Consider the following 26,770-nt stretch of genomic DNA (forward strand, 5'->3'; position numbering starts at 1 on the left):
ACTTCCTATTCTACTGGAAACGGTACATCTGATTCATCAAGAAGGTCCTTGATGGATTCGTACTCGCTTCCATGATCCAGCTTCAAGAACACACACCTTGGCGCCGAACCATTTTTCATTTTTTTAGTTTTTGTTTGGCTACTTCCACTAGTAAGAAGTAGACCTTGTTTCTCTGCCCAGTTAAGGAAACTCTTCTTGTTAAAGTTCCCTTTCTCAGCCATCCTTGAGAATATATTGTTGATGATAACTGCATAACCTGCATCTATGCATCCCCAACATTCCCCGTGGTAATCGCCGTACTGGTCAGGATTGAACCTGTTTACGTTGATTTCAACCTCTGACATGATGAAATCATACGCTCGCTGGTTCTCTGAAACCTCTCCTTTGTTCTTAAGAATGCTTAAGCATCTGTCAAAATCAAGATACATTTCATCTTTAAACAGATAGTCTGTAACAATCTTATCTGTCGTAAGAAGAATAGACATCGGAAGAACCTGCTTCTCTTCCTTTTCAACACCTTGTCCATGAGCAGCATTGTTAAGCTTGTCCTTAAAGTCATTCTGAATTTTTTTTATTCTATCAGTGCCAATTGACTGCAAAACCTGTATGAAATCAAACCCAGCCCATCCATAGTTCTGCTTTACAGATGTTGCAACCTCGTTTCCGCTTTTAAAAAAATTTCCTTCATCCGCTTCAACGTCGATTACACGGTTTACTGCCCCGCCCTGCATTGTTTCTGTAATAAGACTATGTTCAGCGTTAGTTATAATTACGTTCCGCCAACTGGTAGACTTGTTTAATCCTAATGTTGCATTCGCCCTGTCCTTACCAGCACCACTACAAAGCATGTAAACCAGCTCAGTATAATCATTACCAAATTTCGATGCTATTTGTGCCATATCATCTATCATCATAGGCAAGTTATTCAGAAAATCGAGCCTTAATTCAAGCGCTGTTACCGTGCTTTTTGGGCTTGTTATGTAATCGTTGTCCTTAGGGGTTGCCCATACTGATGTAGCAAACATTAAAGCAACTGTTTTTCCGCGCCCACTGTCTCCCCATAAATTTAAAATAAAAGGCAAAGCATTTAATCCCTCTATCAATACGCTTGCAAAAGATGCTATTAGCATTATGTTAGGCTCAAATCTACCAGAGGAACGAATTTTCTTAGCCGTCTTATACCACATTTCACGGCTTCCACTTGGATTAATCGAATCAAAAGCAGTCTTAAACTTTGATTCGTTATCAAAAATTATGTCTGAACCATAAGGCATAAACTGCCCATTTATCCAACCCAATTTAGATGTTGATATCTGAACAGGGATCATGTTTACATTAAGATTCTCTATATCTGCCAGATACCTTACTAATGCTTTCGCATTTTCCGATGTTACGCTTATTCCGTAATCAGACAGAGATACTATCTTGCTCGAACTTGCTATCTGATTTTTCTCGACAACTATCTTTTTCCACTTGAAACCTTTCCGAAAAGCAAGCTCTATTTTTTCTTTTCCAGTCTCAGCGTTCTCCATACGCTTTACAGGCAATATTGGGTGATAGCAAGCAAGAATAGGTTGCCCCATGAATCCATATGTTTGTATCCCGTGGTCTGTTGCAATCCATGTACCACAGAACAGATTATCGAATCCAGCATCTTCAGGAATGCTAAAGTCTGTATAATGTTCAAATGAATCATTTCCGATTTTCTTTTCACTTTCAGCCTTTAAGTATTCCTTTTCCTTTTTTTTGTATGCTGATAGAAGTTTCTTAAATTCTGTCAGCTTTCCAAGCTCCCTGGCACGAGACATACATTCTAATTCCAACCTTGAACGGTCTATCTCGTCCTTTTCATCCATTATTTCGCAAAATATTTCATCAGCAAGAATGCTGACAGAATCTAAAGTTTCTACGTTAATTGTTCTCACCTCATATCTGTTAGATATTCAAGCTCTGCGATTTGATATTGCAAAGCATTCATATGAAGACACCATTCATCTGAAAATGGTGGATATTTTAAAGTTTGCATTCTGTATATATCAATAAGTTTCTGGCAGAGAGTTATTCTAAACTTTAAATCAGTTCTCAATTCTGCTGTCTTTGCTCTTTTACGCTTAATTTTCTCAATTTCTCGCATTTCTGAAAATGAGTGAGTATAACATCCGCCAAGAGACTTGAAAGCTTCCTTGAAAGTCAAATTGTCCATCAGCATTACGAATGTAAAGATATCTCCATCCGCTCCACATCCGAAGCAGTGGAAATTATCTTTATAAATTTTCATACTGGCCGACTTATTATCATGATGGAATGGGCACATACAAAACCCACTCCGATTGATTTTGATTCCGTAAGACTCCACAACCTCTTTCATTGGGTGCAGAATCTTAAGATCTTCGCTTGTCATTGTTCCAAATCGGGGTCTAAGTATTCCGAACCGTTTCCTTTTAATTCGTTCTTAATTAAGACTAACTCAAGCATGTCTGTATACTCCTTTTCGCCGATCTTTTTAAAAAGATCAACTTTTTTGTTACTATTATCAAATCCAATAACGTTTATAGAGTTATCGAGTAAATCGCAAGAAACATAATCTAAATTATATTTCTTCGCTAATTTTTCAATTGATTTTGCAATTTTTTTAAACTCGTCTTTCATATTTACACCACCTTGTAATTATTTAAAATATCAATTATTCTCTTTCCAGTCTGCCTTTTATCGCAAAACTGAAAAGAAACATCATACTTTTCCTGCATTGTGACTAGTATTTTATACAGTTCTAATCCAGTTGTTGGGTGGAACTCTCTTGTATATTTATTATTTGTACGCTTGTCCACTATTTCTCTTTTGTAGACAACTAGTTCTGTATGCCACTTTCCATCCTCGCCCTTAACACGCTTCTCTGAGCGAGGATTCTTCCACCAAATAACATCATCCAATGACTTTATCATTCCACCATGTTCCACCAGAATGATAAGTTTTACGCCGTGTTCCTTAGCTTTTTCAAGCTCAGATACAAACCGCTTGTGGTCTTGTATTACGTTATTTGTTAGTTCAGTCAAGTTCTGCTTTCTGTCAATTATCAGCCTTGGGTTGTCCAAGTTCATGTAGTCCCCCCAAGGCAGTTTTGACACATACCATCTAACACCTTGATTATCAAACTCTGATAGAATTTTATGTATAGCTTTTGATTTCTCTCTGCTATCAACTTGAATGTCCATCTTGATTATCCTCAATCAATTTATAAAATTCACTAGCTTTCATTTCAACAACATCATTATCAAGCTTTATGTCTGCATAGTCTGTATGTATAGAGCAATATAAGATATCACCTATTTCAAAAATTCTCTCTCTCCAACAACCACATCCGTTTATATAACGAAATAAATTTGGTTTTTGAGGTACTTTAGTATCACGTACAAGCCGAACCCATGCCTTACCTACTTCTGAATATCTTCTGAATTTTCTCAATCCATTATCATGTCTTTCAGCTGTAAACTGTTCATTAAATTTATCTTCATCCTTCAAAGTTGGAACTATAAACAAATATTCTTTCCTTGGTAGATACTCTGTAGCTTCAATTCCGAATTTTTCACGAAGATTATTGAAGACAATTCGGTTTGCTTTCAAATCTTCTTTGTATTTCATATACTCTGTATAAAATACACCATCTTTTGCAAAGATAAAAAACTTTTCCACTTTGACCACCTTTAAAATTTATAATCTTTCAATCTAATGCTACCATCTGTAATTTCAAGATGTAAGCAAAATTCACATCTGAAATTGTCGATGTATTCGATGCCATTTTCAACAAATGTTGAATCAGGCATCATTCTTCTCCCGCATCTTGAACATTTTAATGGTGCTTTAATTAAAGGGTAACTCTTCATCAATTCCATCAGGAATATTCATGAATCCATCACCTGCGGCGAATCCAGATGGACCATTCGCATTTTGAGGATTGAAACCACCTGCAGGTTGCTGATATCCACCTTGCTGTCCTTGGTTCTGATTGTTCTTGCTTTCAACAAATTCTACTTCCTCTGCGACAACATCAGTTGTGTAGACTTTTTGTCCTTCACGGTTTGTGTAACTTCCTGTTTGTATCCGACCAGTAAGACCTATCTTCATACCTTTAAAAAAATAGTTCTGAATAAACTCTGCTGTTTTTCCAAATGCTTTGCAGCTAATAAAATCAGCTTCTTGTTCTCCTTGACGCTTAAATCTTCTATCAACTGCTACCGAAAATGAAGCAACACACATTGATGATTCTTGAGAATATCTTATATCTGGATCTCTTGTTAATCTTCCTACTAAACTAACTTTATTCATTAAAGAACCTCCTTATTGTTGAAGCAAGCCTTCTGAATATCCAGGAGTTGCCTTAAAGCACTGCATGATATGGTCAAACTCTTGAACCGTCATCGTTTCAAGATTCTTTGTAGCGACAAATCCTAATACTTGCCCCTCTTGTACATTCAATGCTTTACACAATTTTCTTACTGTTTCTACCATGTACTTGTTAGATTGATTAGGATTCTGCTGTGCTGGTTGCTGCTGAGAAGATTGCTGTTGAGGTCTATTCTGTTGAACTTGCTGTTGCTGATATTGCTGACCAAATTGGTTATTTGGAACAGTTTCGTAAACTTGTTGTTGATTTTGCTGGTTCTTAAACTCTTCAGTATCAGGATCTTTATTATCATCAATACAGAACAACCCATTGAGTGCGTACTTTCGTGCATAAGAACTTGTAGCACCTGTTACTTGGCTTGCATCCATACCCTTCTTAGACTCTTCCTCTCTTGCAAAAGACGAATTAGAAATCTTTTCTTGCGTTTCAACATCAGTAAATGTTGCAGTCGCTTTAACATAAACTCTTTTATCCCCACATGGAACAATTTCATCCGTGATAATCAATGTTGCTCCAACCTCTGAAAGAAGAGGTTTAACACCTTCCAATATGTCCTCACATGAGCGGTATTTGTATTTTCCAAAAGAATTGTACTGGTTCTTTGGTGCTACCAATCTTCTCTGAACTTCTGCTAACTTTTTATGTACTCCAATTACTCTTGATTCTGCCATTTTTTCATCATTTCCTTTCTTTTCTTCTATATTTGATTCGTTATCAACTACTACTTTAATAATCTCAGCAATATCCATTTTTATTTCATCTGGATGCCCTGCAGGAATGTACATGGTTACCTCCTGTCAAAATCAGTGTAACCCCATTGAGTAATTAAACCCTCAAAATGATTCGCCATTTCGTTAGCAACTCTAACAGTAAACACAACCTGTCTATGCTCTTCCTGTTTTACACCAAACCCTTGAACTGGTGGTGTATCAAACCCTGTTGATGGCGATTCTTGCGAAAATCCTTCAACACCATGAACTGGTGGTGTATCTTGCACTTGTTGTTCAAATCCAACAAAATTATTACTTGCATTTGGATCCGCACTTTGTTCAAATCCACCAAAGCCAGACTGCTCCTGTGAGAATCCAGTTTGAACCGGTTCTTTATGTTCCTGTTGCTGTTGACTGAATCCACCAAACGAGGTTTCTTGCTTTGACTGCTCCTGCACCAATTCGCGTGCCATATTCTCATTGCTTTCCTTGGCTTCTGCTTCTTTTCTCTCTGCTTCTGCCTTGGCTTGACGTTCCTGTTCCTCTTTTCTGATTCTTTCCTCTTCTGCTTTTCTTTGACGTTCCTGCTCTTCCTCTCGTTGCTTTTTAAAAATTTCTTCTTTTTGCACTCTATACTGGTTAATCCATGCAAGAACTTCCTGTAAGCTCTTCCCTGCCTTAAACATTTTCAACGCCTTGTCTTCTGTTTCTTCTCCACAGTCTTTAATAGTTGCAATGCTTTCCTCAACAGCTGACTTTTTAGCATCCATAGTATCCTTGATTGATTTCATAGTAGTTGTTGAATTCAACCATTTTTCATCCCATATTGATTCTAGCTGACAATATTCAGCCAGTTCGGAATCAAATCTCTTCTCATACTCTGCTTTAATTTGCTCTCTCTTTTCCTTTTTTCGCAGATTCTCAAATTCTTCAAGCTGTGAATTAATCTGTTCAATAGGTTCATCAATTATTGCAATAAGTTCCTTAGCCATTTTTTCAAATGCTTTGTAAGGATCATCCCAAGTTCTTTTGATTTCCTTACGCTTATCATCAATGACTTTTCTCATTTTTCTTAGGTCCGCAATATCTTTCTTTGCATCTTTTACTGTATCTGATGTATACACAACATTAGTGTAATCAGAAATCTTAGCTTCAATTGACGCTTTAACATCTTCAAAATTTCCTGTAATCACACCTGCTTGGTATGATACTTGTAATTCTAATATTTCCGACATTATATTTTTCCCCCTCTTTAACGAACATTAAAACTATTTACATCACCTGGAACATAAGGTTCAACAATCTTCCACGCCGCAACATAAAAACCTGATGGTGAATCCCATTTGCCATCTCCTAGATACTCGCATGTGTGAACGTACGGCTCTTGAAACTCTGTATCTGAAGTAGCATACATTGTTGTTTCAAAACATTCACCAGTTCTATTAGGAAATTTATCAACAATCCAGTTTTCTTTTACTACTTCAATAGCTTTCTTCACTATCGAAGTAACAGTTTCAGACTGCTTTATTCGATTTCGAACAATTCTGTCAATGTCATTGCATGATATCACTGTTCCAGAAACTAGTAACCACTTCTTGTAGAATCTGAATGAATCAGGAGCTGAATACACCTTGCTTAAAATATAAGCTGCAGCTTCAAAATCTTTATGTAACAGTTCAAATTTGAACTTGTTCCCTTTTGCAGTTAGAAGCAGGTCAAGGCTAAGTACTTCACCCAAGCTCGAAATAACTGGTTGCTGGTGGAACGCTTCAATCAGCTGTTCAGCTGTGCATTCTTTTCCGCATCCGCGGAACTCTTCAACTTTACGTTTTGTTATAATCTTTCTACTTTTTCTCTGAGTTGCCCTTTTACAAAATTCAATTAATCCCATAACGACCTCCTATTTCTTGCAAACTTTACAGTTCAATTCTTTCTTATTCCGAACTCACTAGAACCTCTTTTAAAGTAAATTGTATTTTCAGTAATCTTTACCACAGTGCCATATGTATAAGGCATTACAGACTTTGTTTTTCTATCAAAGCTAATAATCTGCCCTTCTTTGATATCTTTTACTGCAATTGCAGTCCTTTTCATTCAATCACTCCTATCTTGCACAATTCCATCAGACATGGTACAATGTGCTTGAAATATTATCTTTGTGGGTTCGTGTTCCAGCACACCCACTTTTTTATAACTTCTTACATAATCCAAGTGCACCTTTTCGATCAAGTCTTTGATATTTAAAAGCAACCTCGCATGAGTTTTTAAGCTCGCATTTGTTACAATCACACTTTCTATCTGTCCTATCCCAAATTATTTAACTTCAACTTTGCTAAATTTAGGTATGTAATCTGTGTTAAATCTTAACACGCAATCTTCATGATTAATTCGATTTTGCATTGCTTCTTTTTCAGTGTCATACCAGCATACGGCATCATCTTTCCAACTGTCTACTTTGTGTAATCCATAGCTATTATTTAAATACGCATAATAGCTAACACTCGCTTTTTCTGAATCTACATGCACACTAGCGACACAATACTTATTCATAATTGAACCTCCCGTTTTCTGTTTTAGCTCTGTTACTTTAAATCAACTGCAATTTATCTTCATCTGATAATTTAAATACCTCTGATAATTTTCTTAATTCAGCAAGAGTAAATGTCCCTGGTCGCTTTTTCTTGTTTTGAAAAGTACGTTTTGTAACATGAAGCTTTATTGCTACTGATTCATCATTCAATCCGTTTAACTCCATGTTTTTTGCAATACAAGCTCTTGCTCTTCTGTCTTTTTCTTCCTGCTCAGATAATTTAATCTTTGGCATTTTTTACCCTCCGATCATGCTGTTTGTGGTTGGGATACTTCATAGACATATAGCTGACCTTCCAGCCGTCCTTTTTCCCTCTCTGAAAGCATGTCCCAAATCTTCGCTGCTCTCAGAAGAAACTCGATTTTTTCTGCCGTATCAATTTTTTTTGGCATTGTATCACACCTCCTTAATATTCAACTCATATGTACGTTTTGTAACTGCTCCTACTTTCTTAGTCTTTGTGCTTGTCCCATGTAAAAGGTTTACCTTTCTACTAAACAACGTCTTACTTAACGAATCAGCACCGAATTTAGTTGTATATTCCTCATACACATCATCTGTAATTCTTCCAACTACATCCAGAGACTTAATAAACTTGTCCTCATAAGATTCAGCATTGCTTGTCCCCATATTGAACCCTGCATCTTGTAATATGCTAGATACAAAAGGTAATTGTTCTTTCGTTGACTTCATTATGTATTCCAATGCCTTGACATGTTCATCTGTCAGCTTGACAGTTTCATATTTTCCTGTCTTTCTGATTGATGGAAGTACATCAGAAGTAATCCATTTACGAAACTTCTTAGCTGACGGTTTGTCGCTTCTGAGAATAACTGCATATAGTCCACTCTCATTCACGATGTTTACTTGCCCTTGACGACCTAAGTTAAATTTAGACCGTTCATCTTCGTCTAATCTCTCCTTTACCATTGAGACATTTTTCAATTCCAATGCTGTACATACATCAGTTAATACAAACCAAGGTTCGTTATTAACTGAAACTGTCCGAACTTGTCCGAACTCTGAATTTTCAAACACTTTTATCTGCTCCATGCTACCTCCTGTTGTTAATTTTCTCTTTCTCCTATATAATGTTAATTACCGTGTACAAGACGGAATACTTACAAAAGGAGAATACAAATGACTGATAACGAAAAACGTGCTCATGATTTAACCATTGCAATGATTCCTATAATCTACGATAAAAATTATCGTGACAAAGAAATTGTTGGTGGAAACGCATTTGACATCTATCATGATTTATACCAGCAATTTCTTGGACAGTTCAATCAGGAATATCGCTAACGACCTAAGTTACATAAACTTTTGTCTTTTTGGTTTGGATCAATTTCTTTGAGGTGGAAATTATTTTCCATCTCTTCTCTTGCTGCATCAAAATTCACATTCATTATTTTTTCTACCTTCCTCCATTCTCCTAGAGAAATTCCTTTTAATGCTTTCAAATATTTTTCCATTAAATTTCCTCCTTTAGCTGTGACTATGACGTTATTATAAATCTCTAAGAGATATTTGTCAATATATTTTTATCTCATTGACGTTTTTTGTTGACAATGACGTTTTTATGTTATAGAATTTATTCATACAAAAAGATTGGAGTGATAGCTTGAATGAAAGAATAAAATCATTACGTAAAGTTCTTGACTTAACTCAAACCAAATTTGCACAGAGAATTGGTTCAACGCAAAACACACTAGCAAATTATGAACTTGGCAGAAGAAATCCTTCATCATCTGTAATCAACAATATTTGTAAAGAGTTTAATGTAAATGAAGACTGGTTAAGAGAAGGAAAAGGTGAGATGTTCAAAACATTAACCCCCGACCAAGAGCTTGCCGATTTCGTCGGCGAATTGTTTTCTGATGATTGCGAACCAAAGAAAAAAGAATTTTTCAGAGCAATGGCAAAGCTTCCAGATGAATTTTTCATTCAGATGATGAAAGCATTTGAGGAAGTTCAAGAAGAAAAGGAAAAGCGAGAGGATTAGTTTCCACTCGCTTTTTTGATTATTCTATACACTATATCTAATTTTTCCGTATTAAGTTCTTTCAACCAACTGGATATTTTTTCTCTTTTTTCAATATCTGTCAAAAGGCATCACTCCTTCTATCAGCAGGGGTTAATTGTTAATTGCATTATACAAAAGCAACCTTGCTAATACAATAGACTTTGCTCATTCCGTCGCATGTTTGCAGATCTTGTATCTGTTCTCACAATCTGCAAACTCATCCTTGCAGATTTATTGTAAAAATAAGTAATGTGCAAGTTTATCTTTGCAGATTCAGTTACAAAAATAGTAATCTACAAACTAGACATGCACACGCGAAAAAGCAAAATCCATATTTTTATATAAGATATATTTATATTATTATATATATTTATAAGTTATATTTATTAAAGTGACAATTTTTCTATTCAGGTGACAGCTAATGACAGTAAGGTGACAATTTTCAAAATCGCTGTATCCCTTGTCTGATAAGGCTTACAGCGTTTCGGTGACAAAGTGACAGTTTTTTAAGAGTATATATACCATTACGCGAGTAAAAAAAATTACGAATATTCCATTTTTTACTCTGATAGATATAAACCCTATTATTTTTGTTGTCACTTTTGTCACCAACAGTAAAAAAACGCTTGAAACCATTGTAAATACAGGAATCAAACGCTTTTTTATTTTTGTCACCGAATATCAAATTAGAATTTCCTAAGAGCTGCAACCTTACCTGGCAGTTTCTTCTGATAGAAGAAAAAACCACACCCCTGGTTAGCTTCTTTCTTTGCAACCTCATAAGCTGCTTTTGCAATGAGCTTCATAATTCACCTTCTTTCATCATCTTTTTAGATGCATATAAAACTGTGCCATTTTTCAACTTCACACAGTCCTTGTCAACGTTGATAATATATTTGCGATTAACAAGTATGCCTTGATTTATTTTTTTGAACTGTTGTTCGCCTAATAACTCAAACATTTTGGCAATAGAAGAATTAATTTCGTGTTTCTGACCATCCTGCTCTATTATAATAATTTTTCTAGCATAACGCTCAACATATAAAATACTATCTCTGTTAATATATATTTTCTTCCTGTTTTCAGTAAATTCCAGCATGCTGGAATTCTTTTCTGTCTTCTCTTGCGTATTGGTTTCTTTTAGCTTGAGTTCTTTTAACTCTTCTGTAAGCATATGCAACTTTATTGTTTTCTTTTCAAGTTCAGCTTCTTTTTTCTTAAAATTAGCAAATATAGTATTTTTTGCGCACAATAATTGCTGGACATAGCATATCATTGCAACAACAGTCATCTGGATTATAGTACACATTACAATATTGACAATACTTCCGCTACATGATGATTTGAACATCACAACAAGCGGAATTTCCATTGCAATCATCAAAAATGCAAAAGGGATCATTTCTGAACTAATAGAGACACTTCTTTTTATAATGATTTGTATAAGACAAAACATAACTATCTTAGACAATAACATCCCTGCAGCATTCAAAATGCCATTCCCTGATATCTGTTCTACAGTTGCAAATATAGATAAGATAAGCATAGCAATAATATCGCTTGCAAGATAAACTAAAAACATTGTTCCTGTATGTTTTAGTTTACTTTTTATGCTTCCTTCAAACGCATAACATATAAATACAGTTATGTAAGTAAAGAAAACTAATGAATGAAACGTTTGCAAAATAGTGCAGTTTGCCAGTTTTGTGTATTGATTTAAGAGAGAATCAACTAAATCAATTAGCATAAATAACTGTATTGCTTTTTTACTTTTTACATAGAATTTTGACTTTGCTGATTGATACCATAGCAACGGTTCGGCTACAAATGCTAATATTAGTAATACGTTTACCATGTAATTTCCCTTCTATTGAGTTTATTTTTCTATATTTAATATAGCACATTTGTAATATCTTATATAGTATTTATATTATTTTTGTGATTTTTGCATATATTTATTGTGCTATTTTACAACTACTATTATTTTTAACATGCCGATATACTTTTTTGTATTATTTTTTCTTGATATGTTTTTATTTTTCGTCTATCCTATATACTATATAGTATATAGGATAGACATGAAAGGATGATGACAATGGCAAAGGCAAAAAAATTACCGTCTGGTCAATGGCGAACTTTGGTTTATAGCCATACTGATGGAAACGGCAAAAGAAAATATGAAAGCTTTACAGCAGATACAAAGAAAGAAAGCGAATATCTAGCCGCTGAATTTGCAATGAATAAAAAGAAGTCATCAGGAAAAAAAGTGATGCCAACATTTAAAGTAGCATTTGAAACTTATATAGATTCAAAGAGCAATGTACTATCACCAAGTACTATAAGAGGGTACGTGCAAATGAAGAGCTATTATAATGAACTGGATAATGTTCTGTTATCAGATATAAATACACAGTTATTACAAAGCTGGGTAAACGAACTATCAAAGACACATGCACCGAAAACAGTATCAAATGCTCATGGTTTGGTGGTAAGCATCATGAATTTTTTTGACTGCAAAAAGGTAACTGTTACATTGCCAGCGGCTGAAAGTGTAACTTACCACATTCCAAACGATGAAGAAATACAGCGTATAATAGAATACTTAAAAGAAAATGACATGGAATTATTAAAAGCCGTATATCTTGCTGCATTCGCAACACTCAGACGTTCTGAGATCGTCGGATTATCTGCGAATGACCTGGATGTGCATAACAACACAATACATGTACACCGTGTACGTGTGATAAATAAGGATAAAGTATTTGTAGATAAGAATACAACTAAAACAAAAAGTAGTGACAGGTATATACAAATACCAAGTTTCGTTATGGATGAAATAAAGGATTGCCAAGACAAGGTTGTTACAATAAGTGCAGACAACATAACAAATCGCTTTGGCAGAATGCTGAAGAAACTAAAGATAGGACATTTCCGATTCCATGATTTACGTCATTACTCTGCCAGCATCATGCACGCACTTGGAATACCAGATCAGTACATCATGGCTAGAGGTGGCTGGTCTAATGACAAAGTGTTAAAACAGGTATATAGGAATGTGATGGATGATTATAATAAACAATTCGTTATGGATACGAACAGCCATTTTGAAAAAATGCAACATAAAATACAACACAAAAAATAAAACCCTTGCAAATACAAGGGTTTTAGACAGCTACTAACGGGAGTTGAACCCGTGACCTCCGCATTACCAATGCGACGCTCTACCAACTGAGCTATAGCAGCAGCTATTTATTATTTTCCAATACCTCTATCAGCTTTGACTTAATCCGCTGTATGGCATTATCAATTGACTTTGGCTGGCGATCCAGTTTTTTTGCAATCTCTTTATAATCCATTCCCATAGAAAACAAAGCGAAAACATTTTGTTCAAATGAACTCAATCGCCTTTCGAGTTCATATTGTAACATACTTGTACTCTCTTTGTCAATCACTAATTCTTCTGGATTTCGATTATTTGCAAAAAAGATATCCAGCAATGGAATCTTGTCTCCTTCATTTTCTCCAAATAAAGGCGTATCAAACGAAACGTAATCGTTTAATGGTTTGTTTTTCTTTCTGTTTGACAGTTTTATGGCCGTATAGATCTGACGGGAAATACACAATTCCGCAAATGAATAAAAGTTTGTATTCCGTGTTACATTATAATCACGAATCGCTTTATACAAGCCTATCATCCCTTCTTGTATTAAATCATCCTTGTCCCCACCGATTAAAAATAATGTATTGGCCTTTTTCCGAACCATATGCTTATACTTTTCCAAAAGGAATTCCATAGCTTCATGTTCCTTTTGCCGAATACACTGGATGATTTCATTATCGGTCATTTCCGAATATTTCTCACCTCGCATACCTACCTCCATATATGCCTTTCCCCACTAATATTTCTGCTCTATATTGATTCAAAGGAAAAAGCATAGTTTTATGCCTTTCCCTTCATCTTTTTTTATTTTATTCCTAATCTCTGACGTACAATTTCATATGCTAAAACACCCATTGCAACTGAAGCATTCAGAGAATCAATATCCCCCATCATAGGAATTTTAGCTACGTAGTCACAGTTTTCCTTTACCAATCTGCCTACACCTTCGCCTTCGTTTCCGATTACAAGACCAATTGGGCCAGTTAAGTTCTGTCTATACATCACTTCACCGTCCATATCTGCACAGACAAACCAAAGTCCTCGTTCTTTTAGTTCTTCCATTGTCTGGACCAGATTGGTAACCTTTACAACTGGCGTGTAATTAATCGCACCTGCTGAAGCTTTTGCTACTGTAGCAGTAAGCCCTGCTGCACGACGTTTTGGAATAATAACCCCGTGAGCTCCACACTGATTCGCTGTACGGATGATAGCACCTAAATTATGAGGATCTTCAATGTTATCTAACAGAATAACAAAAGGTGCTTCCCCTTTTTTCCTGGCTAAGGCAAAAATATCTTCCATTTCACTATAATCATAAGCTGCAGCTTGTGCAATGACACCTTGATGCTTTCCTGTAGAAGACATTGCATTTAATCTTTCCTTAGGAACAAAGTTAATGATTGTGTCATGTTTTCTTGCCTCGCGGACAATTGACTGAACTGGTCCATCTTTACATCCATCTAAAATAAATAGTCTATCAATTGTTTTCCCAGAACGAAATGCCTCTAATACTGCATTTCTTCCTTCGATTGTAAATTCTTCGTAACTCACATTTACTCCTATCCGCCAGCTGTCTGGCATCTTATTCACCGATTCATTGGTCTTCTTATTTTTCTATCTGATCAAAACGTTCTATCCCTAAATGCAACAGATAAAGTGCTCGTCCAAATTGCCGGTTTAGATACAGATATCCAATCAGCGCTTCAAATCCAGTTGCAACACGATATTCTATGATAGATGCATTTTTTGCTGAAGTATACGATTTGGCATTCCTGCCTCTCTTATACACAGCCATTTCTTCTTCTGTAAATTCATCCTTAATCAGATTGAGCATAACCATCTGGCTTGGTGCTTTTACATAATGAGCAGCCCTGTTATGCAGTTTGTTTACTGGAGCGTTTCCACTTTCCACAACAATTGTACGGACTACCAAATCGAAAATGCAGTCGCCCATAAATGCCAGCGTAAGCGGTGACATCTGGCTCGGTGGCATTTTCTCTTTCCATGCAGCTGTGTCTTTTCCAGTCATCATATCAAAAAATTCTTTTGTTATCTGATCTGCTAGATTTAAATCTGATACAGAATCCAACCCTATACTCTTTTCCATCTTACTCCTTCACGAGTGTCTTCTAAGACAATACCCTTTTCTAATAACAGGTTTCTTACTTCATCCGCACGTGCAAAATTTTTGGCTTTACGTGCAGCCTGACGTTCTTCAATTAGCTGTTCAATTTCTTCTTCAAGCAGTTCTTCTTCCTGTTCTGCTACCACTCCTAGTATATCACACAATTTCGTAATTTCATCAGCAGTTTTTTGTACAAATTCTTTAGAATTCTGACCTGTTACAGTTGAGTTTGCCAATTTTACCAGCTCAAAAATAACAGAAACAGCATCTGCAGTATTAAAATCATCATCCATTGCAGCTTCGAATTTTGCCTGCAAAGCCGCAACATTTTCTAACTCTTTCTTTTCTTCCTCGGACATTGCTTTGTCTTCTACAGATTTTAATAAGCTGTTTAAGTTAAATACGGCTGTTTTAATGCGCTCTAAGCCAGTCTGTGTTGCTTCCATAAGTTCACGGCTAAAGTTGATTGGATTGCGGTAATGCACACTTAACATAAAGAAACGCAATACTTCTAATGGAAATTTTGCACCAATTTCTTTTACAGTAAAGAAATTTCCCTCTGATTTGGACATTTTCTTATTGTCAATGTTTAAGAAGCCATTGTGAATCCAATAGGTTGCAAACTCTTTGCCATTCGCAGCTTCACTTTGTGCAATTTCATTTTCATGGTGAGGAAAAATCAAATCCTCTCCGCCTGCATGAATATCAATCTGGTCACCTAAGTATTTTTTACTCATTTCAGAGCATTCAATATGCCATCCTGGACGCCCTTCAGACCATGGAGATGGCCAGGCAGGTTCCCCTTCCTTTTTGGGTTTCCATAAAACGAAATCTAGTGGATCTTCTTTTTCTTCGTTTACTGCAATTCTTGCCCCAGACTCTAATTCATCAATATTCTTTTTGGACAACTTGCCATATCCAGCAAAGCTTCTTGTTCTAAAATAAACCGTTCCATTTTTTTCATAAGCATGGCCTTTGTCAATCAAAGTCTTTATCATCTCAATCATGCCATCAATTTCTTCTGTAGCCCTTGGATGTACAGTAGCAGGTTTTACATTCATCGCCTTCATATCTTCTTTTACAGACTTAATGTAACGTTCTGTAATCTCCCTGCACGTAACGCCTTCTTCGTTGGCTTTCTTAATAATCTTATCATCTACATCTGTAAAGTTCGATACATAATTTACTTCATATCCCTTATATTCAAAATATCTTCTTACCGTATCAAAGACTATCATTGGTCTTGCATTTCCAATGTGAATATCATTGTAAACAGTAGGCCCGCATACGTACATTTTCACTTTGCCTTCTTCTAAAGGTTTAAATTCTTCTTTTGATTTCGTTAAAGTGTTATAAATTTTCATAATTTCCTCCTGTCATGAATTTATTTCAATTTAATGAATTTACTTCATTTTATTATACTTTTCTAAATTTTTATTAAAGTTCTCCAGTATCTTTCTAAGTTCTTCATTTTCATGCTGCAAGCGGTCTAGTTCCATTTCTACCGGATCTGGCAGATGTACCTGATCCAGTTCCTCAAATGTCTTTTTGGCAGTTTCACATTTCACAATATGGCCTGGCACTCCAACTACTGTTGAATTTGGTGGAACTTCTTTCAATACAACGCTTCCTGCACCAATTTTGGAATTTTCACCGACAGTAAAAGAGCCTAGCACTTTGGCACCTGTACTAATCATAACATTATCACATATAGTCGGGTGACGCTTTCCTTTCTCTTTTCCAGTACCCCCCAGAGTAACTCCTTGATACAAAGTAACATTGTCACCTATCTCAGCAGTTTCGCCGATTACAACACCGTGGCCATGATCAATAAAGAATCCCTTTCCTATTGTTGCACCAGGATGAATCTCTATACCTGTTTTCCTTGCTGTCTTTTGGGAAATCCAGCGTGCAAGAAAATAGTGTTTTCCCAGATATAATTTATGCGCGATTCGATAACGCCATATCGCTCTGAAACTTGGATATAAAAAAACTTCCATTGTTGATTTTATTGCTGGATCTCTTTCTTTAATTACCTGAATCTCATCATTTATATATTTGATGAATCCCACTGCTTGTCACTTCCAATCTAATCAATATAACATACAAAAAAAACGCCTCTTGCAACAAGAGACGATTTGATCGCGGTTCCACTCTATTTCATTATGTTTCAGCTTTCCATTCTATAAAACAGAAGCCAATTCACATAATAATCTCGTATACTATAACGGCAGCTACCGGGTTAAACTACTAAAGTTCATCTAACCTGCTCCTAGAGGCACTTCATTCATCTTCCTGCCAAGAATGCTTTCAGCTGGCAACATTCTCTCTCTGCTGCAGTCCAATCAACTACTCTTTCTATTCATCACATTTGCACATATAACATATTGTATGCAATCCGAGTTTTTTTGTCAAGTTTGATTTCTCTTTCAGTTTATTCCTGTTTCTTAGAAAAATGCATATTCACCATATAATACTGGTTAAACTCTTTTTCAAGTGCCAAGGATATCTCTTTTGACACATTCACTACTGCTTCTGCTCTCTGTAAAAAATCTTTTTTAAGTATGGCCTCCTTCGCTCCCTGTAGCGACGTATTTCCTGCAACTACAATTTTATCTTTCCATTCGTATGGCAGTAAACCTATAGCAACTGCTTTTTCTATATTGACATGAAAACCGAACCCACCAGCCAGATAAACCGTATCCACATCTTCCAGTTCTGCTCCATAGCGTTTTACAAGCAGACACAAAGCAGAATAAACTGCTGATTTTGCCATTTGAATTTCTCGAATGTCTTTTTGGGTTAGCACAATTTTTCCTGTACTGGATATAGCCACAGGAAATCCTTTCTCCATATACTTCTCTAAAAAAGTACCGTCCTCATCTATAATCTGGTTTTTCAAAAGTTCGGCTGCCAGCTCTAATACACCAGAACCACAGATTCCAACTGGATTTTTATTCTGTATTGTCTCTACTCTTGCAATGCCATAACGAATCTTAGCTCCACTTATAGCTCCTGGAACGGAACCTGTTCCACAAGTGATGTTTCCCCCTTCAAATGCTGGGCCTGCTGCTGCACTGGTAACTAAAATGTGTTCTCTGTTTCCAATAGCCATTTCCCCATTCGTCCCTAAATCAATCAGGACATTTACACGGTCCGACTTAGCAAATCCACATGTAACTAGCCCACTTACAATATCCGCACCTACATACGTACTGATTCCAGGAATAATTTCAACCGGACACCTAGGCACTTGATCTCCAAACAAGACTTCCGACGAAGTAAGAATCGTTTTGATATTCACTGGTTTAAACGGATAGCTCCCCAGAGTTTCACAACGGTATCCCATTAAAATATGGCACATTGTTGTATTGGCAGCAATTACAATCTTAGCTAAGGCTTTCACATCCATCCTAAGAATCATATCTGCTATCTGGCTTCGTATTAGTTTTCTAAGTTCCCCTTCCGCCCCATTATTACAAGCTGATATTCTAGACACTACATCTGCCCCATAACTCCTTTGACGGTTTAATTCTCCGAGACTTCTTACTGTCTCTCCTGAATGCATATCCAACAGCTGAAGCGCAATGGTTGTTGTTCCAATATCAATTGCAATTGCCAGTTCTCTCCCATCCTCTTTTTGTTTCTGACATTCTATCGTTTTGCTGTCATTACAGAGCACTTCATATTCCGCTTCTTCTTCCACCTGAATGGTTACATTCTCAGTAAGAATCGCCTTACAGCCTAATCGCAATCCTTCTTTTCGCTGCTCTTTCGTCAAAAGGCGATTATCAGCTTCTGTCACAGGCAAGTGCCCATTTACTACCTTTACTCTGCACTTGCCACAAGTACCTCTTCCTCCACATGGCATGGCAGGAAAAATGCCATTTCTTCTAAGCACTTGTGTAACCGTCTCTCCTATTTCAAATGTAAGCAGCCTTTTCTTAGTTTCCTTAGATTCTTTTTCTCCTATTACCGTTAAATACATCTTCGCAGCCTTTCTAATGCTTCCTGCATCCATTACAGCCTGAACAGCCTCCGTCTGCCTGTCCGCCATCCATCATCGGATCAGAATATGCATAATTGGCTACTGTTGTTAAAGCACATATGGCCTGAGAAGATATGCCCGCACCAGTTCCTGTAAATCCAAGCCCTTCTTCTGTTGTTGCCTTCACATTTACACGATCTTCATCAATACATAAAGTTTTGGCAATATTTTTCTTCATTTCTGGAATAAATGGTGCCATTTTGGGGCTTTGAGCTATAATGGTTGCATCAATATTTTCAATTACATATAATTTTTCTTCTAATTTTTTTCGGACTTCTTCTAGCAGTTTCAGACTAGAAATTCCTTTATAAGCTTCGTCTGTATCAGGAAAATGTTTTCCAATGTCTCCTAATGCTGCTGCCCCTAGCAGCGCATCCATAATGGCATGTAAAAGCACATCTGCATCCGAATGCCCCAGCAGTCCCTTTTCATAGGGAATCTTAACTCCTCCTAGAATCAGGTCTCTATCTTCTGCTAGTTTATGAACATCATATCCCATTCCTACTCGCATAACTACATCCTTTCTGTCACAACAAATAACTTCTCTTACTTTTTTTGTATTATAACTTATTATAGACAAGGAATCAAATAAAAAAGGATGCTGCATCAACTGCAGCATCCTGCCAAAAGTAGCGGAAAAGGGATTTGAACCCATGACACCACGGGTATGAACCGTGTGCTCTAGCCAACTGAGCTATTCCGCCATATTTATCCATACTTATTTTTAAAAGTGGGACCTACAGGGCTCGAACCTGTGACCCTCTGCTTGTAAGGCAGATGCTCTCCCAGCTGAGCTAAGATCCCATCAAACAAGTATCACTCGCAACACCTTAAAACTGTTCGTCAGCTTATCGCTGTTACGAATGATATTATATTTCATAAAAAAACAAAAGTCAAGCATAAAATATATTTTTTTAGAATTTCATAAACTCTGCCAAATCTGCAGCAAGAATTTTGACACCACGGATCACACTATCGAATAATCCTGAATGATAAAAATTAACGATAACCATTCCAATTGGGATTCCAATAATCAATCCTCCAAAACCGCCTAGCTTATATCCAATAAACATAAAAAACAATGTGGATAAAGGGGAAATACCAATACTGTCTCCCACCATTTTCGGCTGCAGTACCTGCTTAATAATCTGACATAACAAATATATCACAACAAGAAATATCGCATCTGCGTATTTTCCTATAATCAAATCATACACAACCCAAGGACCTATTACAGCTCCTGTACCAAAAAACGGAAGCAAGTCGATAAAAGCAACTACAATAGCAAGCAATATGGAATATTTTACTCCCAGTATAGCAAATCCTAACCATAAAATTGCGAACACAATCAACATAAGCTTGAATTGTGCACGGAAATATCCACCAATTGCCTGTTTAAAGTTGTTTACAACCATGTCAAATTGTTCCAGTATATAATTTGGAATTATTCTCCTTACTGCTGCTACAATTTTATCTCGATCTGCAATAAAAAAGTATGAGGAAATCAAGATAATAATAGCAGAAAAAATTCCATCTGCTATGTTTTTTGCAAAATTTCCAGCCTCACTAAACGATGGCAATTCATAATTTGCCATAAAGTTTGCAATTCCACTGTTAATGGTATTGGCAAGTCGATCTAAACTGCTGTTATCAGTATTTGGCAACTTATCAACAAGCTTACCAGCTTTATTAATGAATAAATCAAATTTCAAGCTTAATGCCGTATAGATATCTGGCATATCCCGTAAAAACTGTAACAACTCTCGGATTAGAAAAGAACCTACACCATATATAATACCTATAACAGCTGCAAGAACTGCAATAATAATAATAGCGGAACTATGTTTTCTTACAATCTTAATTCTCTTTTCCATAAAACGGACCAATGGATTAGCAATCATAGCAATAATCCATCCGATTACAAACGGAAAGAAAAAACGAATAAGCCTTGGCAATACAAAAATACACAATAAAACAATTGCGGCTGCCAGCAGCAGCGTTACTCCAATTCGTATATACAATCCCTTTTTATTCATAATATCACATCCCTATTTTACAAGTGGTTTTGCAAATAGTGTCAGGAAAAACACTACCGACGCAACCAGTACAATTGTCGGACCAGTAGCTGTATTATTATAATACGAGAGAACTAGTCCTAAAATTCCTGAAAAAACCGAAATTACAACCGAATACAAATGATACTCCCGCATATTATCTGAAATGTTCCTGCTGCTGGCTGCTGGAAGTATTAACAGTGCATTAATAATCAAAATACCAACCCAGCGTATGGAAAACATAATAATAACTGCAATTAAAACGGAAAAAATATCTTCTATCAGTTCCACTCTTACGCCTTTGCTCTTTGCTAATGAAGCATTTATGCTAATCGCATGAAGTTTGTTAAAGGCAAAAAACCAGAACAGAAGCGCAAGCACAAACACAGCTGCTAACAGGCTGATTTCCTTATGGGTAATACTTAGTACATCTCCTACTAGCAGATTGGAGTACTTAGAAAAATTCCCTCCAGAAGACAGAATTACAAGTCCCAGTGCTGTCCCTAAAGAAGAAAATACTGAAATAATTGTATCCGTTGAAACCGTATTTTTTCGATTGATCCGATTAAGTCCTAAAGCAAAAATAACTGCAAAGGCAAGCATGGATACATTTTTATCCGCAACACCAAACAGTACTCCTATACCAATTCCTGTATAAGCAGAATGCCCTAATGCTTCTGAAAAGAACGCCATTTTCTGGTTTACGATCATGGTTCCTAATAAAGCAAACAACGGCGTAATGATAAGAACAGCAAGCAAGGCATTTTTCATAAAATCATAAGAAATCCACTGAAATGGAACTACTTTTTCTAATACATTATACATCATATTCATTTCTCATGTTCCTCCAGATACTGTATCTTACCAAATGTTTCTTTAAACTCAGGACTATTAAACACTTCTTTTGGGGTTCCTTCTCTTATTATAGTCTGATTAAGCAATACCACTCGATCGGAATATCTTGCCACATACTCCAGATCATGAGAAATCAGAATCACCGCCAGATCGTACTCTCTCTTTAAGAAATCAATATTATCATAAAACAGTTCCATTCCATTATGATCCATGCCTGATACAGGCTCATCTAAAATCAGCAGATTAGGAGACTGATAAGTAGCTAAGGACAGAAGCACCCTCTGCAGTTCCCCTCCAGACAAATCACAAACCGCCTTATCTATCAATTCCTCCGCTTTAAATCTGCTTAACTGCTGTTTTATCTTTTCTTCCACCCGTTTGCTTTTCCATAAAAACACTGGAATTCCAGAAATGTAGCTTGCAAACAAATCATATACACTAGTCGGGGTATTCTTAGGAATATTCAAATGCTGTGGCACGTATCCGATTCTTAAATCAGACATTGTATTTTTCTTGATATCTTTAAATTCAATATATCCCTCATGTTTTATTTCATTTAAAAGTGCTTTCATAAGAGTGGTTTTGCCAGCACCATTTTTTCCAATAATAGTAGTCAGCTGCCCACAATGTATATGCAGATTGACATCACGAATGATCGTGTCATTTCCTATCTTCACACCAAAATTCTTTACTTTGATACAGTGAAACCCACATGCCTTCGTCCCACCAGAATGCCTGATTTTTTTTTGCTGTTCTATACTCATCTCACCACCAAGCCTTTCTGACTTTCTACTTTCCAAATGCGCCTTTTAGCACGTTAATGTTTTTCTGCATTCCATTAATATAAGCATCTAAAGAATCTTTATCTGAGGTCAAGGAATTCAGTACATAAACCTTTGCATTGGTCTCAGCAGAAATATTATTGGCAATAGAATCTCTATTGGCCGTCTCAGTAAACAAAGCCCTCACATTATGTTTTTTCACTTCATTGATTACTTCTGCTATTTCACCAGCACTTAAGCCAGATTCATTATCCAAATCCATACAGTATACAATATCATTTCCTAGATAATCTGCTAAATACGAAAATGCTTCATGGAAAGTAATAATCTCTGTATGATTTTCATCCTTTAATGCATTTAACTGCTCTTCTATTAAATCAATCTTCTTTTCATAAGCTTTTTGATTTTTCTCATAGGCCTTCGCATTGAGTTTATCTAAATTTTCCAGTTTTTTAGAAATTGTTTTGATTTGTTTCTTATACCGGACAGGATCCATCCATACATGGGCATTTGCCTCATGATGATGTTCATATTCCTCTGGCTCTTCATCATGGCCATGTTCATGATGATGGCCTGCTGCTGGCCCAATAAGTACAATCCCTTCACTAGCATCAATTACTGGCAAGTCAGGATATTTTGCTGCCACCTCTTCAATAAAGCCCTCCATGCCGCCACCGTTCATTACAAATACATCTGCATCCTCAAGCTTTCTCATATCACTGGTAGTCAGCTGGTAGTCATGCAGACACCCAGAATGGTTTTCTGTCATATTCACAACTTTTACTCCATCCACTCCATTGGCAATATTCTTTGTTGCAATGTAGACTGGATAAAAACTAGTCACAATAGTAAATTCATCTAAAGGTGCTGCTTCCTTTGATTTAAGTCCCTTTGTTATGCCAGCACTAGCTAATGTTACTACTGCAAAAATACAAAGGAGTATCAAAAATTTTTTCATGTTCTAACTTACTCTCTTCCTAAAAAATATGCGACACAAAATCCTGCTCCAAATGTAAGCGCACTTATTATAATAGTTGACACCTGGAAAGAAGTTATACCCGCCTGCATGATAATTACAAAAGGTGACGCAATAATTAAGCCCAGTATCGCACTATAAGTATAAGACTCAAACCGGTTTAATAACATCTCGATTAATTTTGCTACATAGTAAATACCAATCAGAACACCTAGTCCAAATGGAAGTAAAATTAAGCACTGATTTATGAACCCTCCAAAATCTCTGCCAGCTAATGCTTTAATCGTTGTCGTAACCGCTTCTATTACTGGCGTATAGAATCCTAGCAGCATTAAAATCATAGAACCGCTAACCCCTGGAATTACCATAGTAGCAGCGGCAATTACCCCAACAAAAAACAAGCGGATAAACATTGGTGCAGATAATACTAAAGTGACATCAGCCGCATTTTTCCCATTAAGCCACTGTAACAGAAAAATAAATGCGAAAAACAAAACAAAAATTACACCATTTCCTATATTCAGCTTGTTTCCCTTTATTTTCCCAAACATCATAGGAAGGCCACCTAAAATAAGCCCTATAAATGCAAATGCCGTTGGCATGGGATGATTGTCAAACAGGTATTCAATGGCAAAAGATAATCCTACAATCCCTAGTCCCATTCCAATAGCATATGGAAGCAAGGTAAGCAGACTTTTTTTCCATTGCCTGAAGATATTCGTTACACTTGAAATAATCTTGTCGTATATCCCCATAGAAACCATCATGGTTCCCCCACTAACTCCAGGTATGGCATTTGCCAGGCCAATAAGTGCTCCTCGCAGTATATCTTTAATAAAATTCATTTTTTTCTACCTTTCTTTTTATTTTGCAACAGAATCTCCTCTTTCGTTCACTATCTTATAACCAATAGAAGCTATTCTTGCCTGAAGACATCCAGCACATTCTGCGGCCTCTTCCCCTGTACAGATTTTATTATCATACAGTTCATACTTTTTTCTTACCTGTACCGGCGATAGATTAGGCATTACCACATTAGCACCAGCTTCTATTCCTAATTCTCTTCCCCTTGGATGAATTGTTCCCAAGGCAGTAGTCGCAGGAAGATTTGCCTTAGGCAGTATAATTCTAAGAATAGACAGTAAAAGCAATGTCTTTTCCAGAGACCCTTGTGCCTCATTGGCAAATGCTGTGTCATGATGCGGGATAAAAGGACCAATTCCCACCATATGAGGGCTGAGCTCTTTCAGAAATATTAAATCTTCTGCCAAATGTTCATCTGTCTGTCCTGGAGATCCCACCATGAAACCAGCCCCAATCTCATAACCTAGTTCTTTTAGAGTATACAGACATTTCATACGTTTTGCAAGACTCATGTTAGCTGGATGAAGCATTTGATAATGGGATTCATTTGCCGTTTCATGTCGAAGCAAATACCTGTCTGCTCCAGCCTCTTTGTACATACGGTAAGATTCTTTCTCCTTCTCCCCAATAGAGAGCGTAATGGCGCATCCTTGATACGTATTTTTAATCACTCTTATTATTTCAGCCATTTTATCATCTGTGAAATAGGGATCTTCTCCACCCTGCAAAACAAACGTCCGAAAACCCAATTTCCATCCTTCTTTGCAGCATTCCAGAATATCTTCCACTGTAAGCCTATATCTGGAACAATCTGCATTTTCTCTTCGGATTCCACAGTAATAGCAATTATTTTTACAGTAATTCGTAAACTCAATTAATCCTCTGGTAAAAACCTTTTCTCCATAATATTGCTTTCGCAGCTCAACTGCCCTTGCCTTTAGCATAAGCCGTTCTTCTTCCGTACAGCATCTAAGCAAAGAGGAATATTCCTCTTTGCTTAGATATCCCTGAGCGATTAATTTTTCTGCTAACATACAATCTCCTTAATCCGTTATCATTTTATCCATTTATGTTCTTTTCATCTGGCAAAATCTCTTTTAACGCATTCACAAGCTGTTCCATCTGCTGATCTGTACCAATGGTAATACGCAAATAGTTATCAATTCTTTCTTTATCAAAATGTCTCACATAAATTTTTCTTTCCTGAAGTTTTTCAAATATCTCCTTAGCCGCCATGCTTTTATGAGTAGCAAATAAAAAGTTTGTACTTGAATCCATGCAGGTAAAACCTAACTGTTCTAGCTGTTCTTTTGACCAAGTACGTGTAGCTATAATCTTATCAATGGTCTGATAAAAATATTCTGTATCTTTCACCGATTCAGCTCCTAATTTAATAGCCAGCATATTCATTGTATAAGAATTATAAGAAAATTTCACTGTATTTAAAGCCTGAATCAGTTCTTCACTAGCAATGCAATATCCAACACGCAATCCTGCAAGAGAACGTGATTTAGAAAATGTCTGTACAACTACCAGATTATCATATTCCTCTAATAAAGAAACCGCACTTTCTCCCCCAAAATCAATATACGCTTCATCAACAATTACAATTACATCCTGGTTATGTTCCAGTACATCCCGGATAAAATCCAATCCAACTGCAATTGAGGTTGGTGCATTGGGATTTGCAAAGATGATGCCCCCATTGTCTTTATAATAATCTTCCTTTTTAATATGGAATTTTTCATCCAGTTTTGGGCATTCATATGGAATCCGGTATAAATCTGCCCAAACGTCATAAAAAGAATATGTAATATCCGGAAACAAAATAGGCTTTCCTGAATTGAAATACGTTAAAAAACACATTCCTATAACATCATCCGAACCGACTCCTACAAATACCTGTGATGGCTTTACTTGTTTAAAATGTGCTATTTCATCTATTAATTCATCTGCATTAAGTGCAGGATAAAGTCTTAAGCTGCTCGTTTCAAATTCTTCCATAGCTTTTACAACACCTGGTGCCGGAGGATATGGATTCTCATTTGCATTCAATTTGGTAACGCTGTAATCTTTTGGCTGATAACCAGCTACATATGGGTGTTTAATTGTTCTTATATTTTTTTCCCATGCCTTCATTTTACCACAACCTTTCGTAAGGTTTATTATAAATTACCA

At 36.4% G+C, this 26,770-nt stretch carries 34 protein-coding genes, 3 tRNA genes and 1 other annotated feature; of the genes, 3 read left to right on the forward strand and 34 right to left on the reverse strand.

What is annotated here, in order from left to right; all coding sequences use genetic code 11:
* Nucleotides 1–5: 5 nt before the first annotated feature.
* The 14 genes from BMY85_RS01460 to BMY85_RS01520 all read right to left on the reverse strand — a co-directional run bounded on the left by BMY85_RS01460 (nt 6) and on the right by BMY85_RS01520 (nt 8,755).
* Nucleotides 6–1,925 (reverse strand): DUF927 domain-containing protein, encoded by a 1,920-nt coding sequence (locus BMY85_RS01460; protein ID WP_092475400.1) that lies wholly within the window; start codon nt 1,923–1,925, stop codon nt 6–8.
* Nucleotides 1,922–2,401, reverse strand: a complete 480-nt coding sequence (locus BMY85_RS01465; protein ID WP_092475406.1) for a CHC2 zinc finger domain-containing protein — start codon at nt 2,399–2,401, stop codon at nt 1,922–1,924. Before BMY85_RS01465 ends, BMY85_RS01460 begins: the two co-directional genes overlap by 4 nt.
* The gene (locus BMY85_RS01470; RefSeq protein ID WP_092475409.1) at nt 2,398–2,649 is read right to left on the reverse strand and encodes a hypothetical protein; all 252 of its coding nucleotides are present in this window, start codon (nt 2,647–2,649) and stop codon (nt 2,398–2,400) included. The genes BMY85_RS01465 and BMY85_RS01470 overlap by 4 nt, the downstream gene beginning before the upstream one ends.
* A 2-nt stretch (nt 2,650–2,651) precedes the next feature.
* The gene (locus BMY85_RS01475; protein WP_092475412.1) at nt 2,652–3,212 is read right to left on the reverse strand and encodes an ERCC4 domain-containing protein; all 561 of its coding nucleotides are present in this window, start codon (nt 3,210–3,212) and stop codon (nt 2,652–2,654) included.
* On the reverse strand, nt 3,196–3,690 hold the full coding sequence (locus BMY85_RS01480; protein WP_092475415.1) for a hypothetical protein: 495 nt from the start codon (nt 3,688–3,690) through the stop codon (nt 3,196–3,198). The genes BMY85_RS01475 and BMY85_RS01480 overlap by 17 nt, the downstream gene beginning before the upstream one ends.
* Before the next feature lie 168 nt (nt 3,691–3,858).
* Entirely contained in the window at nt 3,859–4,323 is a 465-nt protein-coding gene (locus BMY85_RS01485) for a single-stranded DNA-binding protein (RefSeq protein ID WP_092475418.1), read from the reverse strand.
* 12 nt (nt 4,324–4,335) lie between these two features.
* Entirely contained in the window at nt 4,336–5,187 is an 852-nt protein-coding gene (locus BMY85_RS16010; RefSeq protein ID WP_330387172.1) for an ERF family protein, read from the reverse strand.
* Nucleotides 5,188–5,189: 2 nt separating this feature from the next.
* Nucleotides 5,190–6,347: a DUF1351 domain-containing protein gene (locus BMY85_RS01495; RefSeq protein WP_092475421.1), complete on the reverse strand. Its 1,158-nt coding sequence runs from the start codon at nt 6,345–6,347 to the stop codon at nt 5,190–5,192.
* A 17-nt stretch (nt 6,348–6,364) separates the two neighbouring features.
* On the reverse strand, nt 6,365–7,003 hold the full coding sequence (locus tag BMY85_RS01500) for a hypothetical protein (protein WP_092475424.1): 639 nt from the start codon (nt 7,001–7,003) through the stop codon (nt 6,365–6,367).
* A gap of 32 nt (nt 7,004–7,035) precedes the next feature.
* On the reverse strand, nt 7,036–7,206 hold the full coding sequence (locus tag BMY85_RS15440; protein WP_177180572.1) for a hypothetical protein: 171 nt from the start codon (nt 7,204–7,206) through the stop codon (nt 7,036–7,038).
* A 219-nt stretch (nt 7,207–7,425) separates the two neighbouring features.
* The gene (locus BMY85_RS01510) at nt 7,426–7,662 is read right to left on the reverse strand and encodes a hypothetical protein (RefSeq protein WP_092475452.1); all 237 of its coding nucleotides are present in this window, start codon (nt 7,660–7,662) and stop codon (nt 7,426–7,428) included.
* Nucleotides 7,663–7,699: 37 nt separating this feature from the next.
* On the reverse strand, nt 7,700–7,936 hold the full coding sequence (locus tag BMY85_RS01515; RefSeq protein ID WP_092475455.1) for a hypothetical protein: 237 nt from the start codon (nt 7,934–7,936) through the stop codon (nt 7,700–7,702).
* 14 nt (nt 7,937–7,950) lie between these two features.
* The gene (locus BMY85_RS15445) at nt 7,951–8,094 is read right to left on the reverse strand and encodes a hypothetical protein (protein WP_177180573.1); all 144 of its coding nucleotides are present in this window, start codon (nt 8,092–8,094) and stop codon (nt 7,951–7,953) included.
* 4 nt (nt 8,095–8,098) lie between these two features.
* A complete protein-coding gene (locus BMY85_RS01520; protein ID WP_092475459.1) occupies nt 8,099–8,755 on the reverse strand; it encodes a BRO-N domain-containing protein in 657 nt (218 codons plus the stop codon).
* A gap of 87 nt (nt 8,756–8,842) precedes the next feature.
* On the opposite strand from BMY85_RS01520, the gene BMY85_RS15450 reads away from it, so the two are divergent.
* Nucleotides 8,843–9,007: a hypothetical protein gene (locus tag BMY85_RS15450; protein WP_177180574.1), complete on the forward strand. Its 165-nt coding sequence runs from the start codon at nt 8,843–8,845 to the stop codon at nt 9,005–9,007.
* Here BMY85_RS15450 and BMY85_RS15455 read toward each other — a convergent pair.
* Complete coding sequence (locus tag BMY85_RS15455) at nt 9,004–9,177, reverse strand: hypothetical protein (RefSeq protein WP_177180575.1); 174 nt, start codon at nt 9,175–9,177, stop codon at nt 9,004–9,006. The two genes, BMY85_RS15450 and BMY85_RS15455, sit on opposite strands and share 4 nt — an antisense overlap.
* Nucleotides 9,178–9,326: 149 nt before the next feature.
* Here BMY85_RS15455 and BMY85_RS01525 point away from each other — a divergent pair, with 149 nt between their 5' ends.
* Nucleotides 9,327–9,707: a helix-turn-helix domain-containing protein gene (locus BMY85_RS01525; RefSeq protein ID WP_092475460.1), complete on the forward strand. Its 381-nt coding sequence runs from the start codon at nt 9,327–9,329 to the stop codon at nt 9,705–9,707.
* A 707-nt stretch (nt 9,708–10,414) separates the two neighbouring features.
* Here the strand turns inward: BMY85_RS01525 and BMY85_RS15300 are convergent.
* A complete protein-coding gene (locus BMY85_RS15300; protein WP_143066303.1) occupies nt 10,415–10,534 on the reverse strand; it encodes an AgrD family cyclic lactone autoinducer peptide in 120 nt (39 codons plus the stop codon).
* On the reverse strand, nt 10,531–11,583 hold the full coding sequence (locus BMY85_RS01535; protein ID WP_092475462.1) for a LytTR family DNA-binding domain-containing protein: 1,053 nt from the start codon (nt 11,581–11,583) through the stop codon (nt 10,531–10,533). Before BMY85_RS01535 ends, BMY85_RS15300 begins: the two co-directional genes overlap by 4 nt.
* A gap of 240 nt (nt 11,584–11,823) precedes the next feature.
* On the opposite strand from BMY85_RS01535, the gene BMY85_RS01540 reads away from it, so the two are divergent.
* Entirely contained in the window at nt 11,824–12,870 is a 1,047-nt protein-coding gene (locus BMY85_RS01540; RefSeq protein WP_177180576.1) for a site-specific integrase, read from the forward strand.
* A gap of 28 nt (nt 12,871–12,898) precedes the next feature.
* Here BMY85_RS01540 and BMY85_RS01545 read toward each other — a convergent pair.
* From BMY85_RS01545 to hisC, 17 genes are all read right to left on the reverse strand, one after another.
* Nucleotides 12,899–12,971 (reverse strand) — tRNA-Thr (locus BMY85_RS01545).
* Between the two features lie 2 nt (nt 12,972–12,973).
* Complete coding sequence (gene sigH / locus BMY85_RS01550; protein WP_092475464.1) at nt 12,974–13,597, reverse strand: RNA polymerase sporulation sigma factor SigH; 624 nt, start codon at nt 13,595–13,597, stop codon at nt 12,974–12,976.
* Nucleotides 13,598–13,692: 95 nt separating this feature from the next.
* Nucleotides 13,693–14,469 carry a 23S rRNA (guanosine(2251)-2'-O)-methyltransferase RlmB gene (gene rlmB / locus BMY85_RS01555; RefSeq protein ID WP_092475468.1) on the reverse strand — a complete coding sequence of 259 codons (777 nt, stop codon included), beginning with the start codon at nt 14,467–14,469 and terminating at the stop codon, nt 13,693–13,695.
* A gap of 25 nt (nt 14,470–14,494) precedes the next feature.
* On the reverse strand, nt 14,495–14,995 hold the full coding sequence (locus BMY85_RS01560) for a Mini-ribonuclease 3 (RefSeq protein WP_242939651.1): 501 nt from the start codon (nt 14,993–14,995) through the stop codon (nt 14,495–14,497).
* On the reverse strand, nt 14,980–16,377 hold the full coding sequence (gene cysS / locus BMY85_RS01565; RefSeq protein ID WP_092475485.1) for a cysteine--tRNA ligase: 1,398 nt from the start codon (nt 16,375–16,377) through the stop codon (nt 14,980–14,982). Before cysS ends, BMY85_RS01560 begins: the two co-directional genes overlap by 16 nt.
* 39 nt (nt 16,378–16,416) lie before the next feature.
* Nucleotides 16,417–17,085, reverse strand: a complete 669-nt coding sequence (gene epsC / locus BMY85_RS01570) for a serine O-acetyltransferase EpsC (RefSeq protein WP_092475486.1) — start codon at nt 17,083–17,085, stop codon at nt 16,417–16,419.
* Between the two features lie 54 nt (nt 17,086–17,139).
* Nucleotides 17,140–17,388: a binding site (T-box leader), on the reverse strand.
* 59 nt (nt 17,389–17,447) lie between these two features.
* A complete protein-coding gene (locus BMY85_RS01575; protein ID WP_092475488.1) occupies nt 17,448–19,070 on the reverse strand; it encodes an ASKHA domain-containing protein in 1,623 nt (540 codons plus the stop codon).
* Nucleotides 19,015–19,572, reverse strand: coding sequence for a 2-C-methyl-D-erythritol 2,4-cyclodiphosphate synthase (gene ispF, locus BMY85_RS01580; protein WP_092475911.1), 558 nt, complete (start codon nt 19,570–19,572; stop codon nt 19,015–19,017). The genes BMY85_RS01575 and ispF overlap by 56 nt, the downstream gene beginning before the upstream one ends.
* A 119-nt stretch (nt 19,573–19,691) precedes the next feature.
* Nucleotides 19,692–19,765, reverse strand: a tRNA-Met gene (locus BMY85_RS01585).
* 27 nt (nt 19,766–19,792) lie between these two features.
* A tRNA-Val gene (locus tag BMY85_RS01590) sits at nt 19,793–19,865 on the reverse strand.
* Between the two features lie 110 nt (nt 19,866–19,975).
* Nucleotides 19,976–21,097 (reverse strand): sporulation integral membrane protein YtvI, encoded by a 1,122-nt coding sequence (gene ytvI, locus BMY85_RS01595; protein ID WP_092475489.1) that lies wholly within the window; start codon nt 21,095–21,097, stop codon nt 19,976–19,978.
* 12 nt (nt 21,098–21,109) lie between these two features.
* Complete coding sequence (locus BMY85_RS01600) at nt 21,110–21,949, reverse strand: metal ABC transporter permease (RefSeq protein ID WP_092475491.1); 840 nt, start codon at nt 21,947–21,949, stop codon at nt 21,110–21,112.
* Nucleotides 21,946–22,770, reverse strand: coding sequence for a metal ABC transporter ATP-binding protein (locus BMY85_RS01605; RefSeq protein ID WP_330387174.1), 825 nt, complete (start codon nt 22,768–22,770; stop codon nt 21,946–21,948). The genes BMY85_RS01600 and BMY85_RS01605 overlap by 4 nt, the downstream gene beginning before the upstream one ends.
* The gene (locus BMY85_RS01610) at nt 22,760–23,710 is read right to left on the reverse strand and encodes a metal ABC transporter substrate-binding protein (protein ID WP_092475492.1); all 951 of its coding nucleotides are present in this window, start codon (nt 23,708–23,710) and stop codon (nt 22,760–22,762) included. Before BMY85_RS01610 ends, BMY85_RS01605 begins: the two co-directional genes overlap by 11 nt.
* Before the next feature lie 8 nt (nt 23,711–23,718).
* Entirely contained in the window at nt 23,719–24,573 is an 855-nt protein-coding gene (locus BMY85_RS01615) for a DUF368 domain-containing protein (RefSeq protein WP_092475493.1), read from the reverse strand.
* A gap of 18 nt (nt 24,574–24,591) precedes the next feature.
* Nucleotides 24,592–25,626 carry a [FeFe] hydrogenase H-cluster radical SAM maturase HydE gene (hydE, locus tag BMY85_RS01620; protein WP_092475494.1) on the reverse strand — a complete coding sequence of 345 codons (1,035 nt, stop codon included), beginning with the start codon at nt 25,624–25,626 and terminating at the stop codon, nt 24,592–24,594.
* A 25-nt stretch (nt 25,627–25,651) separates the two neighbouring features.
* Nucleotides 25,652–26,731: a histidinol-phosphate transaminase gene (hisC, locus tag BMY85_RS01625; protein ID WP_092475495.1), complete on the reverse strand. Its 1,080-nt coding sequence runs from the start codon at nt 26,729–26,731 to the stop codon at nt 25,652–25,654.
* Between the last annotated feature and the right edge of the window lie 39 nt (nt 26,732–26,770).

It is taken from the genome of [Clostridium] polysaccharolyticum (assembly GCF_900111595.1).
GTDB classification, from domain to species: Bacteria; Bacillota; Clostridia; order Lachnospirales; family Lachnospiraceae; genus Clostridium_AI; species Clostridium_AI polysaccharolyticum.